Genomic DNA, 13,770 nt, shown 5'->3' on the forward strand with positions numbered 1-13,770 from the left:
ACAATGTCAAATGTCCGCAAAATATTTTTGATGAAGAACGGAGGGATTGGGACCAGCCCGGATAACGTCGCGAATCTGATCCTTTCTCTGGGATCGGCGGCGAACAGCTTTCTAAATGGTGAAGAAATCCGCGTCACCGCCGGAAAATAACAATGAGGAGCGTGCATAATCATGGAAAATCGCAAAGTACAGGGCGTAAGCGAGATCGAATATTTGTTTGAGAAGCTAAAGCTGGCCTGGGACAGAGGGGATGGAGAGGCCTATGGGGCTTGTTTCACGGAAGATGCCGACTATGTCACGTTTCAGGGGGAGCATCTGCAAGGAAGAAAAGCGATTGCCGATACGCATCGGCAGCTCTGGAACAGCGTGCTGAGAGGATCGACTTTGGAAGGCGAGATTAAGAAGATTCACTTCATTACGCCGGAGTTCGCCATTTTTCATGGATTGGGCGCGGTCAAACTGAGATGGCAAAAGACGGCGCCGAAGAAAAGAGACTCCATTAACACGAATGTCGCCGTAAACCAAAACGGCGAGTGGAAAATAGCCGCTTTCCAGAATAGTCGAATCTCGGGTCCGGGCCTTATGCAAAAAATATTTACTAAGCTCAGCAAATAAACTCTGCCCGTAGAGAGGAAGAAACGCATTGTTCGTAACCGTTGCGAGTATGATGGTAACCTATGCGATGACGGTACTATGGTCTATCGCAGGTATGGGAGTCACGGGACTTCCTTATGTTAAAAGCCATACTCGACTGAAAACCTCGAGAATGCTGTTGCTTTGGATGAGTTACGCAGGGGCTTTGTTGGCCTCGATATGGCTCGCTCTGATCATCATTCTGTACGTTAGGAGCGGCTGGTGGTCCGTTGAAGGCATCGTGAAGACGATTCTGCCCGTCGTGCTGGTCGGCTATGCTCCCGTGTTCTTGTATGCACTGCCTCGGTTAAGAGGCTTGCGCAGATCCGTTCCCGACCAAGAGACGCTGATCCGAACAGCCCATCCGATGCTGATCATCCCGAATTACGCAGCAGCGCTTGCATCCGGAATTGCCGCATACCATACGGTCTTCTCGCAACCGACTCTTCCGAGTCTGTTGGAAACGCTGGGCATACTTCTTCTTTTTCTGCTTGTGCTAGTTGTCCCGTCTCTATTCGTTTTTAGAAGATACCAGGCGATCCGGGAAGGAACGTTCACGGCGTCTCCTGCATGGAAAAGGCTGTTGAAATTCGCCCTCGCAGGAGCGACGACGGCGGTTGTGGCGATCGCGATCCTGGCTGTTCAGGCATGGACAGACTACCGTACATCCATCCTGCCGGAAGCTTCGGGCATGATGAATCACGAGCGGATAGACACGGGAGGCGGGGCGCCGGCGATGATGCTCGGTCATCAGGCCCGGCATAACCATACCGGTATGGTTGCAGTGGCTGCGTTGACGGGAGATTTGTCTGCGCCTGTAGATATCCAATACGAGCTCGTCGCGCAGAAACGCCAAATCACGCTTGCTTCTGGCGCCAAAGTCGAAGCTTGGACGTACAACGGCGAAGTTGCTCCCCAGCTTCGCGCGCGGCAAGGAGAGAATGTGGAAGTGAAGCTGATCAACCGGGATATCGACAAAGGCGTAACGATCCACTGGCATGGATACAACGTGCCTAATGCGATGGACGGCGTGCCCGGCATGACCCAGAATGTCGTCCGTCCCGGGGAGTCCTTCACGTATCGATTCCGCGCCGAACAAGAGGGGACGTACTGGTTCCACTCTCACCAGCAGGCGGCAGAGCAAGTACGCAACGGCTTGTTCGGATCCTTTATCGTCGAACCGCAAGAGGAGACGGCGAACAGCGACGAAGAAGTCATCCTCATCAATCATAACTGGACAACCGATCGAGGGGAGAAGACCGCATTCGGAGACCAGGATCTTATGCAGCGGAAGCAGATAATGCCCGGGAAAACCGTAAAGCTAAGACTCATCAATGCCAATAATCAATCCCAAAAATATATGCTGCTGGGAAGCGACTACAGCATCACGAGCATTGACGGCACTCCCGTTCGGCAGCCTGATTCGTTGTCGGGTCAAACCGCATTCCGGCTCGCGGCCGGCGGAAGGTACGACGTATCGTTTACGATGCCGGATCATCCCGTCCAGTTCAAACTGGGAGAAACAATCGATCTTGAGGGGCCGGGCATCCTTTTTTACACGAATTCGCTGCCGAACCGGCCGAGCTTTCAAGCGGCAACCGGCCTGTTTGATCCGTCCGAATACGGAGAGCCGGCCGTAAACGAAGTGACCGCCGCAACCGAGTTTGACAAGGAGTTTAGGATGATATTGGGCAACCGAATGGGATTCTACAACGGGGAATTCCATTTCCTATGGACCGTTAACGGGGAAGTTTATCCGCATACGCCGACCTTTGTCGTCAAAGAAGGCGAGACCATTAAAACGACCTTTATCAATAAAAGTTTATCGGAGCATCCGATGCACCTTCACGGACATCATATGACGGTGCTTAAGAAAAACGGCAAACGCGTCAAGACGCCATGGGTGACCGATACCTTAAATGTCGAGCCGGACGAATCGTACGAGGTGGCGTTCCTTGCCGACAATCCGGGCATGTGGATGGATCACTGTCATATCCTGGAACATGCGGCAGTGGGAATGGTCCTACATCTCATGTATGACAATGTCATGCCTTCCTATGAAGCGGGCATGCGATCGGGAAATTTGCCGGAGTAGCGCGGCGCACTCTATGTCCGGCGGCTCCGCGGGCGATTTATGAACTGGACGTAATCCAAATTGAATATAATGGATGGAATGGATGCGGCTAGATATACATCGGCCAATCCGCACATTCAGAAACCCCAGGAACCCTAAATCCGGAAGAAGTAATTTAACCAGGTCGAACATTGGGTATTCCTCCCAGGAACCAAGATAGGTGAGGGGGAAAATAGATTCTCTTAACGGCAGCCGACCAATGAGTCGGCTGCCGTTTCTTAGGTATGTGAAGGGGAGCGCCATGATTTACACAAAGTTATTACTTCGGACACACTGCACGAACACTCGGGCTTTAAAGTGATAGATGTGAGATCGTTCCCATGTGAGATCGATCCCATAGACCAGGCCATCGGGAGGTTATGTCGAGAGTGTCCATCGATCTGCTTATCGACCGAACCGGTTCCTTATCGCCGGACGATTCCAAGACGCATCTGCGTTTCCCGTTTCGCTTGGACAGGGAATGCGCGAATCTTCATATCGAGTTCGACTACTCGCCGAAGCTGCTGGAAGACGAGGAGCGGGCAAGGGAGCTGCTGGACGCCGCCTTCGAGCTTTATGTCGAGCCGGCACGCAGAGCCGCGGCAAGAGCGAACGCGGAGCGTTATCTGCCGCTAGCCAATCTAGTAACCGTATCGGTAGACGATCCGAATAGGTACCGTGGAGCCTGCCATCGCCAAGATCCTATGCAACGCCTCCATTTGTCCGCAGTCGAAGCCTCGCCCGGTCTTCTGCCCGGCAGGATCGAAGAGGGAGAATGGACCTTGACGCTTAGCGTTCACGCCATCGTCACGGAGTCGTGCTCATACCGGCTCAAGGCGTGGGCGACCGGGGAGGACAACGAATGAGATGGCTCGCTTGCGAACTTCATACTCATACGCTTCATAGCGACGGCAAGCAGACGCTGCGAGAATTGGCGGACGGCGCCGCGAAGCTAGGCTTCGAATGCATCGCCCTTACCGACCACAACACCATGTCGGGTCTCGCGGACAAGGATGCCGTCGAACGGGAGACGGGGCTCGTCATCCTTCCCGGCATGGAGTGGACGACGTTCCACGGCCACATGGTCACGATAGGGGCGAGCGAGTTCGCGGATTGGCGGCTGGCCGAGCCCGGCAATCTGCGGGAAGGAACGGCCGCGGTTCGCCGGCGGGGAGGCCTCGCCGGTCTAGCCCACCCGTTCCGCATCGGCAGCCCGGCTTGCACCGGCTGCTTCTGGGAGTTCGAGATCCGGGACTGGTCCGACTTGGACTATATCGAGGTCTGGTCCACGACGTTCGCTGCGATCAAGGAAGACAACCGCCGGGCGTTCGAGCTTTGGACGAGCCGCTTGAACGCGGGAGACCGGATCGCCGCCACGTCGGGCCGGGACTGGCATGAGCAGAAGGAGACCGACGATCCGCTGTCGGTCACGTATCTCGGTCTCGCCGACGAATCGGCGCCCTTACAAGAAGAAGCGCTGCGGGCGCTGCGGGAAGGCCGAGTCGCCGTGACGATCGGGCCGTTGCTGACGCTGACGGTCGTCGAAGAGGGCGACAACGGCGCGGTCTACGCGCTCGGCTCCGAAGTTCCGCTTGCAAGCGGCGCGGGCGCGCGGCAGCCCCTCAAGGCCTGCGCCGACTTGCGAGCCTCCGTCCGCGAAGGGCTATGGGAGCTGCATCCGCAATCCGGCCGGCTTGTGCTGACGAGCAACAAGGGCGACCTGCTGGAGCTCTCCGTCCATCTCGCGGAAGGGGACTCGCGACATTCGTTCCCGTTCGATCGGGAAGGCCTGCTCTGGATCCGCGCGGAGCTGTGGGGCGTCGTCCGCGGCGTCCATGCGCGAATCGCCTTTACGAACGCCATTTATTTCGAACGGGGGGACGGACGATGACCTTTCCGCTTATTACCGCCCATACGGGCAACATGGGCACGGAGGACAACACGCTGGCGTCCGTCCTCGCCGGGTTGGCGCACGGAGCCGACATCGTAGAAGACGACATTCGAACCGACCGCGACGGAACGCTCGTATTGGCCCACGATGAAGAGGTTCGGCTGCCCGGGGGACGAATCGGCCGGTTGGCCGATCTGACCCTGGAAGAGCTGGCGGAGCGACCGACCCTGTTGAACGAGGCGATCGGGCCGGTGCTGGAAGCCGGCAAAACGATGAATTTAGACGTGAAGACGGACGCCTGCCTGGAGCCGATCGCGGAATGGGCGTCGAAGCTGGGGCTGTACGACCGGGTGTTCCTGACCGGTTGCGGCTACGCGAGAGCCGCCCTCGCCAACCGGATCGATCCGCGTCTCCGCAAGCTTCTTAACGTCGACGCCGATTCGTTCTCGCGGCTGCCATTCGCGGAAGCGACCCGCGAGGCTTGCGCGGCCGCACTTAACACAGGCTGCTACGGGCTGAACGTGCCTTACCCGCTGGCTATGCCTTCGTTGCTCGAATACGCGGCCGATCGGGGCTTGCCGGTCTACGTGTGGACGATCGACGACCGGCAGCAACTGGAGCGTTTCGCGGACCTGGAAGTGCGCTCCATTACGACGAGGGATGTGGCCATGCTTGCGGATATCAAACGAAATCGAAGTCGGGAGCGCTGAGACGGATGGGTTCCAACATCAAAGAGATTGCGACGCTGGCGGGCGTATCCCGCTCGACCGCGTCGCGGGTCATCTCCGGGAAGGGCTATGCCAGCCCGGAGGTGCGCGAGCGCGTCATGGCGGTCGTGGAGAAGCTGCAATACAAGCCCAGCGCCGTTGCGCGGGCCATGGTCAACCAACGGACCCACAACATCGGAGTGATCGTCTTCCGGGAGCAGCAGCCGATCGTCTCCCACCCGCTGTACGGCAAGCTTATCGATTCCATCCTGGCGGCGAGCGAGGCCTGCGGCTACTCGGTCTTCTTGAAGACGGATCAGGAGATGTCGCTTCGCTCGACCGACTATTTGCTGGAGCAGCGGGTGGACGGACTTATTCTGATCAGCCGGTTCCGCAAGAACGTCATCGATCACGTCAAGAAGTTCGGCGTTCCGTATCTCATGGTGAACGGAACGACCGACGATCCGGACGTCATCCAGCTCGTCAGCGACGACGAGGAAGGCGGGGCCAGCGCGGCCGCCCATCTTCATCGGCTCGGCCATCGCAGATTCCTCGTCATCGCGGGACCCCAGGAGCACCGCAGCCACAACCTGCGGCTGGAAGGATTCCTGCGCGGCCTCGGAGGCTTCGGTCCGAGCGTCGATTGCGAGGTCGTGCTGTCCTCCGACTCGACCTTCGACCAAGGCCGCCGGCTGATGAGCCGGCACGCGGAAGAGTTCTTGCGGGCCGGCCGAACCGCCCTGTTCGCCACCAACGACATGCTGGCCCTGGGCGCGATGAGGACGCTTCTCGGACTCTCCGTCCGGGTGCCCGAACAAGTCGCCGTCATGGGCTTCGACGACATCGGCCCGGCGGCGATGTACACCCCGGCGCTGTCGACGGTTCGCGTGGATACCGATCGGATCGGGAAGGACGCGGTGGCGATGCTCGACCGGATCATCCGCGGGGAGAAGGATTTGCCCAAGCTTAATGTATACGCGAGCGAGCTGATCGTTCGCCAATCGACTTGACGAATCGGGGGGATCACCGCTATGGGTTGGTATTTTCGCGCGGTCGGGACGAGAAGAATCGTCGAATTTCTGCTGCTGACCGCGTTCGTCGCGTTTTTCGCCGGACCGCTTCTGAATTTGGCCGTGCTCGCCTTCAGCGGGCAATGGAGCTATCCGGACCTGCTGCCCCATCAATGGTCGCTCAAGTGGTGGAGCTTCGTCCTGAGCAAGGACGACATCGCGAAGTCCATCGGCTTGTCGTTTCTGATCGCCGCTATCGTCACCGCGCTGTCCATCGTGATTTGCATCCCGGCCGCCTATGCGTTCGCGCGAATCCGGTTCCCTCTCAAACGCTTCTTTCTGTTCTCGTTCCTGCTGACGCACGCTTTTCCGAAGATGGGCCTGTACGTCTCGATCGCGGTTCTATTCTACCGGCTTGGCCTGATGAACACGCTGCTCGGCGTCGTCCTCATCCATATGATCAACGTGCTCATGTTCATGACGTGGATTCCGACGGCGGCGTTCCGCAACGTTCATGCCGCGCAGGAGGAGTCCGCGAGGGATGTCGGAGCTACCCCGTTCCGCGTCTTCCGCAGCATTACGCTGCCGATGGCGATGCCGGGCATACTCGTCGCTTCGGTCTTCACGTTCCTGAATTCGCTTGACGAGGCGCAGGGGACGTTCCTGGTCGGCATTCCGGATTACAAGACGATGCCGATCGTCATGTATTCGATCATCTCGGACTTCCCGAGCAGCGCGGGCGCCGTGTTCTCCATCATTCTGACGGCGCCGACGATCCTGTTGCTGCTGGCGGCGCAGCGCCTCGTGAGCGCGGATGTCATGGCCAGCGGCTTCCAAGTCAAATAAGCAGGAGGAATCATGAGTCTTCAATTATCCGTTCGAGATGTGACGAAGCGGTTCAAGACGGGCGAGGGCGTGACCGGCATCAGCCTCGATGTGACGAAGGGGGAGCTCGTGACCCTGCTCGGTCCGTCCGGCTGCGGCAAGACGACCGTGCTGAGAAGCATCGGAGGCTTCCTGAAGCCGGATTCGGGCGACATCCTGATCGAAGGCCGAAGCGTCGTTGCGCTCCCGCCGGAGAAGCGTCCGACCTCGATGGTGTTCCAGAGCTACAATTTATGGCCGCATATGACCGTTTATGAAAATCTGGCCTTCGGCCTTAAAATACGCAAACTCCCCAAAGCGCAGATCCGTGAGGCGGTCGCGGACGCGCTTCGGCTCGTGCAGCTGCCGAACTCGGAGAAGAAGCTGCCCGGCCAACTGTCGGGCGGCCAGCAGCAGCGCGTCGCCTTGGCCCGCTCCTTGCTGCTGAAGCCGGCGGTGCTGCTGCTGGACGAGCCGTTCTCCGCGCTGGACGCGAAGCTTCGGCAGGAGATGCGGGAGGAACTGCGGGAGATTCAGACGCAGACCGGCCTTACGATGGTCTTCGTCACGCACGACCAGGAGGAGGCGCTGGCCTTGTCCGACCGGATCGTCGTCATGAACCATGGGCACATCGAGCAGGCGGCCGCTCCGCGGCACATTTACGACCGTCCGTCCACGTTGTTCGTCGCGCGCTTTATCGGGAAAATGAACTTTTTGGAGGGGGTGGTGGAGGGGAGCGGAATCCGGGTCGGCCCGTTCGTCTTGCCTAACGAAGATCGAATCGAGGGCGAGACGCTCGTCGGCGTAAGACCGGAGGACGTTATCCTCAAAGCGGCGGAAGCGGGAGAAGGCATGAAGGGCCTTATCAAGCAGATCATGGTGCTGGGTCATTATGCAGAGATATCGGTTGAGCTGGAAGGCGGCGGCACCGTCCGCTCGTTCCAGCCGAAGGACGCCGTCCGGGAACTGACAGCGGGACAACAAGTGGCTGTCGCATTTACCAAATCGATTGCCTATCCGAAGATAGGCGACAATTAGGAGGATGAACCATTCATGATCCGAGTGAAAAAAGGGTTGACCGCTGTATCCGCAATGACTCTGTCTCTGGCCGTTCTGGCCGGCTGCGGCGCCAATAACGACAACACGAACGACGCCTCGTCTCCGTCCGCATCCCCATCCGCCTCGCAAAGCGCCTCCGCGCCGGCTTCCGGCGAGCCCGTCGAATTCCAGTTTTATTTTACCGGGTCTCAGAACGTTAAGGATCTATGGGATACGCTTATCCCGATGTTCGAGAAGGAGAATTCGAACGTCAAGGTGAAGCCGGTCTACATTCCTTCCGGCACGGGCGCCCAACCGACGTACGACCGGATTCTGGCCGCCAAGCAGGCGGGCAAGGGCTCCGGAGACATCGACCTGTACGAGGACGGCGTCAACTACGTCACCCTGGGCGGCAAGGACGACGTCTGGCAGACGCTTGACGCTTCGGCCATCCCGAACTTGTCCAACATCGACCCGAAGACGATGCAGGACGTGACCAATCTCGCCGTTCCGTACCGATCCTCCGCCGTCGTTCTCGCGTACAACAGCGAGAAGGTGACGAACCCGCCGACGACGCTCGACGGGCTGCTCGACTGGATCAAGGCGAATCCGGAGAAGTTCGCGTACAACGACCCGTCCACCGGCGGCGCGGGCAGCTCGTTCGTCTCGACGGTGCTCTACAAGGACTTGCCGGAGGACGCGATCCACGACTCCGATCCGGCCATCATGCAGCAATGGGACTCGGGCTTCAATACGCTGAAGGACCTGGGCAAGTACGTCTACGGCAAGGGCATCTACCCGAAGAAAAACCAAGGCACGCTCGATCTTCTTCAGAACGGCGAAGTGGACATGATCACGGCGTGGTCCGATATGGTGCTGCAGCAGCAGAACGAAGGCCTGCTGTCCAAGAGCATCAAGATGCAGCAGATCACTCCCGGCTTCAACGGCGGCCCGACGTACCTCATGGTGAACAAGCTGTCCGACAAGAAGGACGCCGTCTATCAGTTCCTGAACTTCGTCCTGTCGCCGGAAGCGCAGGCCGTCATCGTCGACAAGATGAACGGGTTCCCGGGCATCGAGCTGTCGCGCATGTCCCAGGAGATGCAGGATAAGTTCAAGGGCGTGTCCGAAGGCTTCCGCACGTTCAACCTGGGCGACCTGGGCACCGAGATCAACAAGCGCTGGCAAAGCGACGTCGCGGCGCAATGAGCAAGGGACAGGGGCGCAAGCAAGCGATTCTGGGGCTGATTATGGTCAGCCCCTCGTTCCTTCTTCTGCTGATCGTCGTCGTTCTGCCGATCGCGCAGTCGTTCGTCGTCAGCCTCCGCGAGGAGTCCGGGGGGATCGGGCTGGGCCGGTACGCCTACCTGTTCGAGGACAAGGGGATGCGCGACAACCTGATCTTCACGCTGCGAATCACCCTCGTCTCGTGCGCGCTCGTGCTTGCCGTCAGCTACGCGATGGCGCTGTACATGCGCTTCAGCGACGGGCGGCTGGTCGATTGGATCCGCCGAACGTACATGATTCCGTTGTTCATCCCCGGCGTGATCGCCACCTACGGTCTGATGAACCTGCTCGGCAATCACGGCTGGCTATCCCGGTTTCTGCTGGTTTTCGGGATCGAGCTGCCTCGCATCATTTTCGACCAGAAGGGCATTATCATCGCGAATTTATGGTTCAACATCCCGTTCGCCACGATGCTGCTCAGCTCCGCCATGGCGGGCATTCCGGCGTCTGTCATCGAGAGCGCGAGGGACGTGGGAGCGGGCAAGCTCGCCATCTTCTTCCGGGTCATCTTCCCGCTGTCGTTCAAGACCTTCCTCGTGGCGCTGACGTTCGTCTTCATGGGTGTGATCGGGTCGTTCACGGCGCCGTTCCTGCTCGGACCGAACGCCCCGCAGATGCTCGGGGTGTCGATGGAACAAATCTTCGGCGTGTTCCGGGAGCGCGAGCAAGCGGCGGCACTGGCGTTCTTCACGTTTCTGCTGTGCTCGGCGCTCGGTTACTTCTATATCCGCTCGATGGCGCAGGAGGAGGCCTCCCGGTCCTGACGCTCGCGAGCAAAGAAAGACGCGCCTGACGGCGCGTCTTTTAGATAGTCGAAAAAATCGACTAACGGAGCATCGAAGGAGACAGGTGAAGGCTAGATAGTCGAAAAAATCGACTAACGGAGCATCGAAGGAGAAAGGTGAAGGCTAGATAGTCGAAAAAATCGACTAACGGAGCATCGAAGAGGATCGTTCCGGGCGCTGCCGCCCCGCAACCAACAACAAGCAGGCCGCCTCCCCGAGGGAGACGGCCTGCTTGGGCAGAACGTTGCGATCAGCCCTTAACAGCCCCGGCAACAACGCCTTTGACGATGTACTTCTGCAAGAAGATAAACACGATGATCGAAGGCAGGACGGCCAGCACCATGGCGGTCATCGCGTACTGCCAGTCGGACGTGTATTGACCGACGAAGGTGTACGCGGCGAGCGTCAGCGTCTTGGTCGAAGGCGAGCCGTTGACCATGAGCAGCGGGAGCAGGAAGTCGTTCCGGATCCACATGACGCCGATGATGATGATCGTCGTCGTGACCGACTTCAGTTGCGGGAAGATGACGGAGAAGAACAGGCGGAAGCCGGAGGCTCCGTCGATCGTCGCGCTCTCGTCGATCTCGCGCGGGACTTCGTTCTCGACAGCTTGAAAGACGCGCCCGACGGCGCGTCTTTCTTTATCTTTTTATAAATCATCAGAGTCCGTCAGCTTCTGACCATTCTTAATCGAGCGTTCGGCGTCAGTGTCCGGCCAGCATGCTCTCCTCCGCCCGTACTTCGCCGGATCCGCTCTTCTGCGCGGCCGGTTTGACGCGGCGGATGAACAGGCTGAGCACGAAGCCGACGATCGCGAAGCCCGAGGTCAGAAGGAACGTGTCGCCGAACGCGCCGACGGCCGCCTCGAGCGGGTTAGGGCCTTTGTAGGCGGCCATGACCTTATCGCTATGCGTGGACAGATAGCCGGTCAGACCGGCGACCGCGAAGGAGACGATGACCTGCTGGGCCGAGTTGGTGAGCGGCGTGACGCGGCCGACCAGATCCTTGGGCGCCGTATTGAGGATGTAGGTGTTCATCGTCATCATGGACAGCCCCATGCCGCAGCCGAGCAGGAACAGATTCAGCATGATAACGTAAAGCGGACGGTCGAGCGTGATTTGCGACATGATCAGCAGCGCCGCGGAGATGAACAGCGTGCCGGTGATGACGATCGGGCGCGCGCCGATGCGGTCGAACAGACGGCCGCCTATCGGCATGCAGAGCATGGAGCCCAGTGCCTGAGGCAGCAGGATGAGACCGGTCTCAAGCGGCGTGTAGCCCTTGACTTGCTGCAGCATGAGCGGGAAGAGAATGATGGAGCCGAACAGCGCCGCATATAGAATCCAGGACAGGATAATGCCCTGCGTGAACGCGAAGGTGCGGAAGACGCGCAGCTCCAGCAGCGGCTGACGGTGCCTCAGCTCGACGAAGATGAACAGCAGCAGACTGACGCCGCCGACGATCAGGCCGGTCAGCGTACGGGAGGAGCCCCAGTCCGTGCCGCCCTCGCTGACGCCGAACGCGAGCATGGCGAAGGCGACCGGGCCAAGGATCATGCCGAGAATGTCGAGCGCCGGCGGTTTGCCGCGTTCGAATACGGGCAGGTAGCGCCATGCGACGATCACGGCGGCGACGCCGATCGGCAGGTTGATCAGGAAAATCCAGTGCCAAGAGACATACTCGACGAAGTAACCCGACAAGACCGGTCCGAGCGCGGGCGCGAGCAGAATCGGGATGCCGAGAACGCCCATGACGGCGCCGCGCTTCTCGGGCGGCGAGATGCGGAAGACGAGCGCCATGCCGATCGGCGCGACCATGCCGCCGCCGATCCCCTGGATGATGCGGAATACGACGAGCTGCTCCGTGTTCGTCGCGAGCGCGCAGAGAGCGGAGCCGAGCGAGAACAGCACGATCGTCGCGATGAAGATGCGCTTGGAGCCGAACTTGTCGGTCATCCAGCCCGCGAGAGGGATAACGGCCGACAGCGCCAGCGTATAGCCGGTGACGGCCCACTGCAGATGATGCAGGGTCGTGCCGAAGTCGTCGACCAGCGTCGGGATCGCTACGTTGACGACGGTCGTATCAAGGATAACCATAAACATGCCGATAATAACGGCGAGGAGCGGCGGCAGCAGCTTGAGCAGCGAGAAGGGCGCTGCGACGTCAGGCGAAGCCGAACGCGAGTTTGCCATATGAATTCCATCCTTTCCCAAATAACGGACTGAACCTTGACGGAAGCATGATTTTCCGTTAACGTTATGACTAATCAGTTTTAACAAAAACCCTTCAGTCATAAAAGGCTACAGGCCTATTTGTATCGCGTTTGGCAACCTTTGTCAATCCTTATTTTTCGGGAGGGCCTATGAGTATTCTCAAAAATAAAATCGTGGAGTCGGCCGAGCGGCTGTTCGCGGAGAAGGGCTACGAGGCGACGTCCATCCAGGATATTGCGGACGATTGCAGCATCGCCAAGGGCTCGCTGTACAAGTTTTTTCCTTCCAAGGAGGACCTCTACATCGAGATCATGGAGGTGCATTTCGCGCGGATCATGGAGGAATCCGCGCGGATCCGCGAGCAAAAGGAGCTGTCGCCGCGCGAGCTGTTCGTCGAGGAGATCCGGCACCAGCTCGATTATTTCTTCCATCACGGCTTGTTCGTGGCCAATTCGCTGAAGGAGAAGCCGCCGATCTCCGGCGACAAGCTCGGTCCGCTGCTCTTCCGCAAGCGCGCCAGACTGCTCAACTTCAATCGCGGGGTGCTGCAGCGCCGCTATGGGGAGGCGCTCGAGCCGCACGTCTGGGATGCGGTCATGATCCTGAACGCGATGGCGAAGGAGTACCTTCACCTGATGAAGACGTCCGCCAAGCCGCTCTCGATTCCGGCGCTGGCGGCGTACTTCGCCGATCGGATGGACGATCTGGTTGCGGGCTTGCTCGCGCGGAAGGCGGAGCCTTTGCTCCCTGCCAGCCTGATGAAGGAATTCGAGTCCGAGCAGCCGGAGACGCTGCGGGAATCGATCGAGCGCTGCGGCGCCGTGGTCCTCGAGCGGGCGGCCTCCACGATCCGCGAGCTGAGCGTGCCCAACGCGCGCAAGCGGGAATTGGAGCAGATCCTGGAGCTGCTTCGGGAAGAGGGGGAGAAGGACGAGCCGAGGCGCTTCCTCGTCACGGCGCTGCTGAACGAGCTGGCTACCGAGCACGAGCTCGCGCCTTATGCCGCGCGCATGCGTCTATGGTCGGAGCAACTGCTTAAGTCTTAGGGCAGCTTATCAAGAACATACCTGAAACATTAGAATCCGCGCCATGCGCGGGTTTTTTTGCATCCAAGTCGGCAATAAACGAACGGGCAGTTTGGCGCAACATGGCTGTCCGCAATTAATTTCAGGTTTACCCCTTGAACCTTACGTAACGTAATGATTTATTGTGAACGTAACAGCAGGACA

At 59.1% G+C, this 13,770-nt stretch carries 12 protein-coding genes and 1 pseudogene; 11 read left to right on the forward strand and 2 right to left on the reverse strand.

Annotated features, from left to right (window positions below):
* Positions 1-171: 171 nt before the first annotated feature.
* From H7B67_RS04245 to H7B67_RS04290, 10 genes are all read left to right on the forward strand, one after another.
* Positions 172-615 carry an SgcJ/EcaC family oxidoreductase gene (locus H7B67_RS04245; protein ID WP_185118557.1) on the forward strand — a complete coding sequence of 148 codons (444 nt, stop codon included), beginning with the start codon at positions 172-174 and terminating at the stop codon, positions 613-615.
* A 166-nt stretch (positions 616-781) separates the two neighbouring features.
* A complete protein-coding gene (locus H7B67_RS04250; protein ID WP_245364091.1) occupies positions 782-2,728 on the forward strand; it encodes a multicopper oxidase family protein in 1,947 nt (648 codons plus the stop codon).
* A 407-nt stretch (positions 2,729-3,135) separates the two neighbouring features.
* The gene (locus H7B67_RS04255; RefSeq protein ID WP_342592633.1) at positions 3,136-3,612 is read left to right on the forward strand and encodes a hypothetical protein; all 477 of its coding nucleotides are present in this window, start codon (positions 3,136-3,138) and stop codon (positions 3,610-3,612) included.
* A complete protein-coding gene (locus H7B67_RS04260; protein WP_185118560.1) occupies positions 3,609-4,637 on the forward strand; it encodes a CehA/McbA family metallohydrolase in 1,029 nt (342 codons plus the stop codon). The genes H7B67_RS04255 and H7B67_RS04260 overlap by 4 nt, the downstream gene beginning before the upstream one ends.
* Entirely contained in the window at positions 4,634-5,347 is a 714-nt protein-coding gene (locus H7B67_RS04265; protein WP_185118561.1) for a glycerophosphodiester phosphodiesterase, read from the forward strand. Before H7B67_RS04260 ends, H7B67_RS04265 begins: the two co-directional genes overlap by 4 nt.
* A 5-nt stretch (positions 5,348-5,352) precedes the next feature.
* Positions 5,353-6,354 (forward strand): LacI family DNA-binding transcriptional regulator, encoded by a 1,002-nt coding sequence (locus H7B67_RS04270; RefSeq protein WP_185118562.1) that lies wholly within the window; start codon positions 5,353-5,355, stop codon positions 6,352-6,354.
* Between the two features lie 21 nt (positions 6,355-6,375).
* Positions 6,376-7,200: an ABC transporter permease gene (locus tag H7B67_RS04275; protein WP_185118563.1), complete on the forward strand. Its 825-nt coding sequence runs from the start codon at positions 6,376-6,378 to the stop codon at positions 7,198-7,200.
* A 12-nt stretch (positions 7,201-7,212) separates the two neighbouring features.
* Positions 7,213-8,256 carry an ABC transporter ATP-binding protein gene (locus H7B67_RS04280; RefSeq protein ID WP_185118564.1) on the forward strand — a complete coding sequence of 348 codons (1,044 nt, stop codon included), beginning with the start codon at positions 7,213-7,215 and terminating at the stop codon, positions 8,254-8,256.
* Positions 8,257-8,271: 15 nt separating this feature from the next.
* Positions 8,272-9,465: an extracellular solute-binding protein gene (locus tag H7B67_RS04285; RefSeq protein WP_185118565.1), complete on the forward strand. Its 1,194-nt coding sequence runs from the start codon at positions 8,272-8,274 to the stop codon at positions 9,463-9,465.
* Positions 9,462-10,307, forward strand: a complete 846-nt coding sequence (locus H7B67_RS04290) for an ABC transporter permease (RefSeq protein ID WP_185118566.1) — start codon at positions 9,462-9,464, stop codon at positions 10,305-10,307. The genes H7B67_RS04285 and H7B67_RS04290 overlap by 4 nt, the downstream gene beginning before the upstream one ends.
* Before the next feature lie 271 nt (positions 10,308-10,578).
* Here H7B67_RS04290 and H7B67_RS04295 read toward each other — a convergent pair.
* Both H7B67_RS04295 and H7B67_RS04300 read right to left on the reverse strand, forming a co-directional pair.
* Positions 10,579-10,920 (reverse strand): annotated as a pseudogene (locus H7B67_RS04295) (carbohydrate ABC transporter permease); the annotation flags it as partial.
* A gap of 112 nt (positions 10,921-11,032) precedes the next feature.
* Positions 11,033-12,520 carry an MDR family MFS transporter gene (locus H7B67_RS04300; protein ID WP_185118567.1) on the reverse strand — a complete coding sequence of 496 codons (1,488 nt, stop codon included), beginning with the start codon at positions 12,518-12,520 and terminating at the stop codon, positions 11,033-11,035.
* Positions 12,521-12,690: 170 nt separating this feature from the next.
* On the opposite strand from H7B67_RS04300, the gene H7B67_RS04305 reads away from it, so the two are divergent.
* Positions 12,691-13,587 carry a TetR/AcrR family transcriptional regulator gene (locus H7B67_RS04305; protein ID WP_185118568.1) on the forward strand — a complete coding sequence of 299 codons (897 nt, stop codon included), beginning with the start codon at positions 12,691-12,693 and terminating at the stop codon, positions 13,585-13,587.
* The last annotated feature ends 183 nt before the right edge of the window (positions 13,588-13,770 follow it).

The organism is Cohnella thailandensis (assembly GCF_014212135.1).
Lineage (GTDB): Bacteria > Bacillota > Bacilli > Paenibacillales > Paenibacillaceae > Cohnella > Cohnella thailandensis.

Bases quoted from the DNA above. Each gene is read 5' to 3' on its own strand.
- H7B67_RS04245 (WP_185118557.1), top strand. From the start codon at position 172: ATGGAAAATCGCAAAGTACAGGGCGTAAGCGAGATCGAATATTTGTTT.
- H7B67_RS04250 (WP_245364091.1), top strand. From the start codon at position 782: ATGAGTTACGCAGGGGCTTTGTTGGCCTCGATATGGCTCGCTCTGATC.
- H7B67_RS04260 (WP_185118560.1), top strand. From the start codon at position 3,609: ATGAGATGGCTCGCTTGCGAACTTCATACTCATACGCTTCATAGCGAC.
- H7B67_RS04265 (WP_185118561.1), top strand. From the start codon at position 4,634: ATGACCTTTCCGCTTATTACCGCCCATACGGGCAACATGGGCACGGAG.
- H7B67_RS04270 (WP_185118562.1), top strand. From the start codon at position 5,353: ATGGGTTCCAACATCAAAGAGATTGCGACGCTGGCGGGCGTATCCCGC.
- H7B67_RS04275 (WP_185118563.1), top strand. From the start codon at position 6,376: ATGGGTTGGTATTTTCGCGCGGTCGGGACGAGAAGAATCGTCGAATTT.
- H7B67_RS04280 (WP_185118564.1), top strand. From the start codon at position 7,213: ATGAGTCTTCAATTATCCGTTCGAGATGTGACGAAGCGGTTCAAGACG.
- H7B67_RS04285 (WP_185118565.1), top strand. From the start codon at position 8,272: ATGATCCGAGTGAAAAAAGGGTTGACCGCTGTATCCGCAATGACTCTG.
- H7B67_RS04290 (WP_185118566.1), top strand. From the start codon at position 9,462: ATGAGCAAGGGACAGGGGCGCAAGCAAGCGATTCTGGGGCTGATTATG.
- H7B67_RS04300 (WP_185118567.1), bottom strand. From the start codon at position 12,520: ATGGCAAACTCGCGTTCGGCTTCGCCTGACGTCGCAGCGCCCTTCTCG.
- H7B67_RS04305 (WP_185118568.1), top strand. From the start codon at position 12,691: ATGAGTATTCTCAAAAATAAAATCGTGGAGTCGGCCGAGCGGCTGTTC.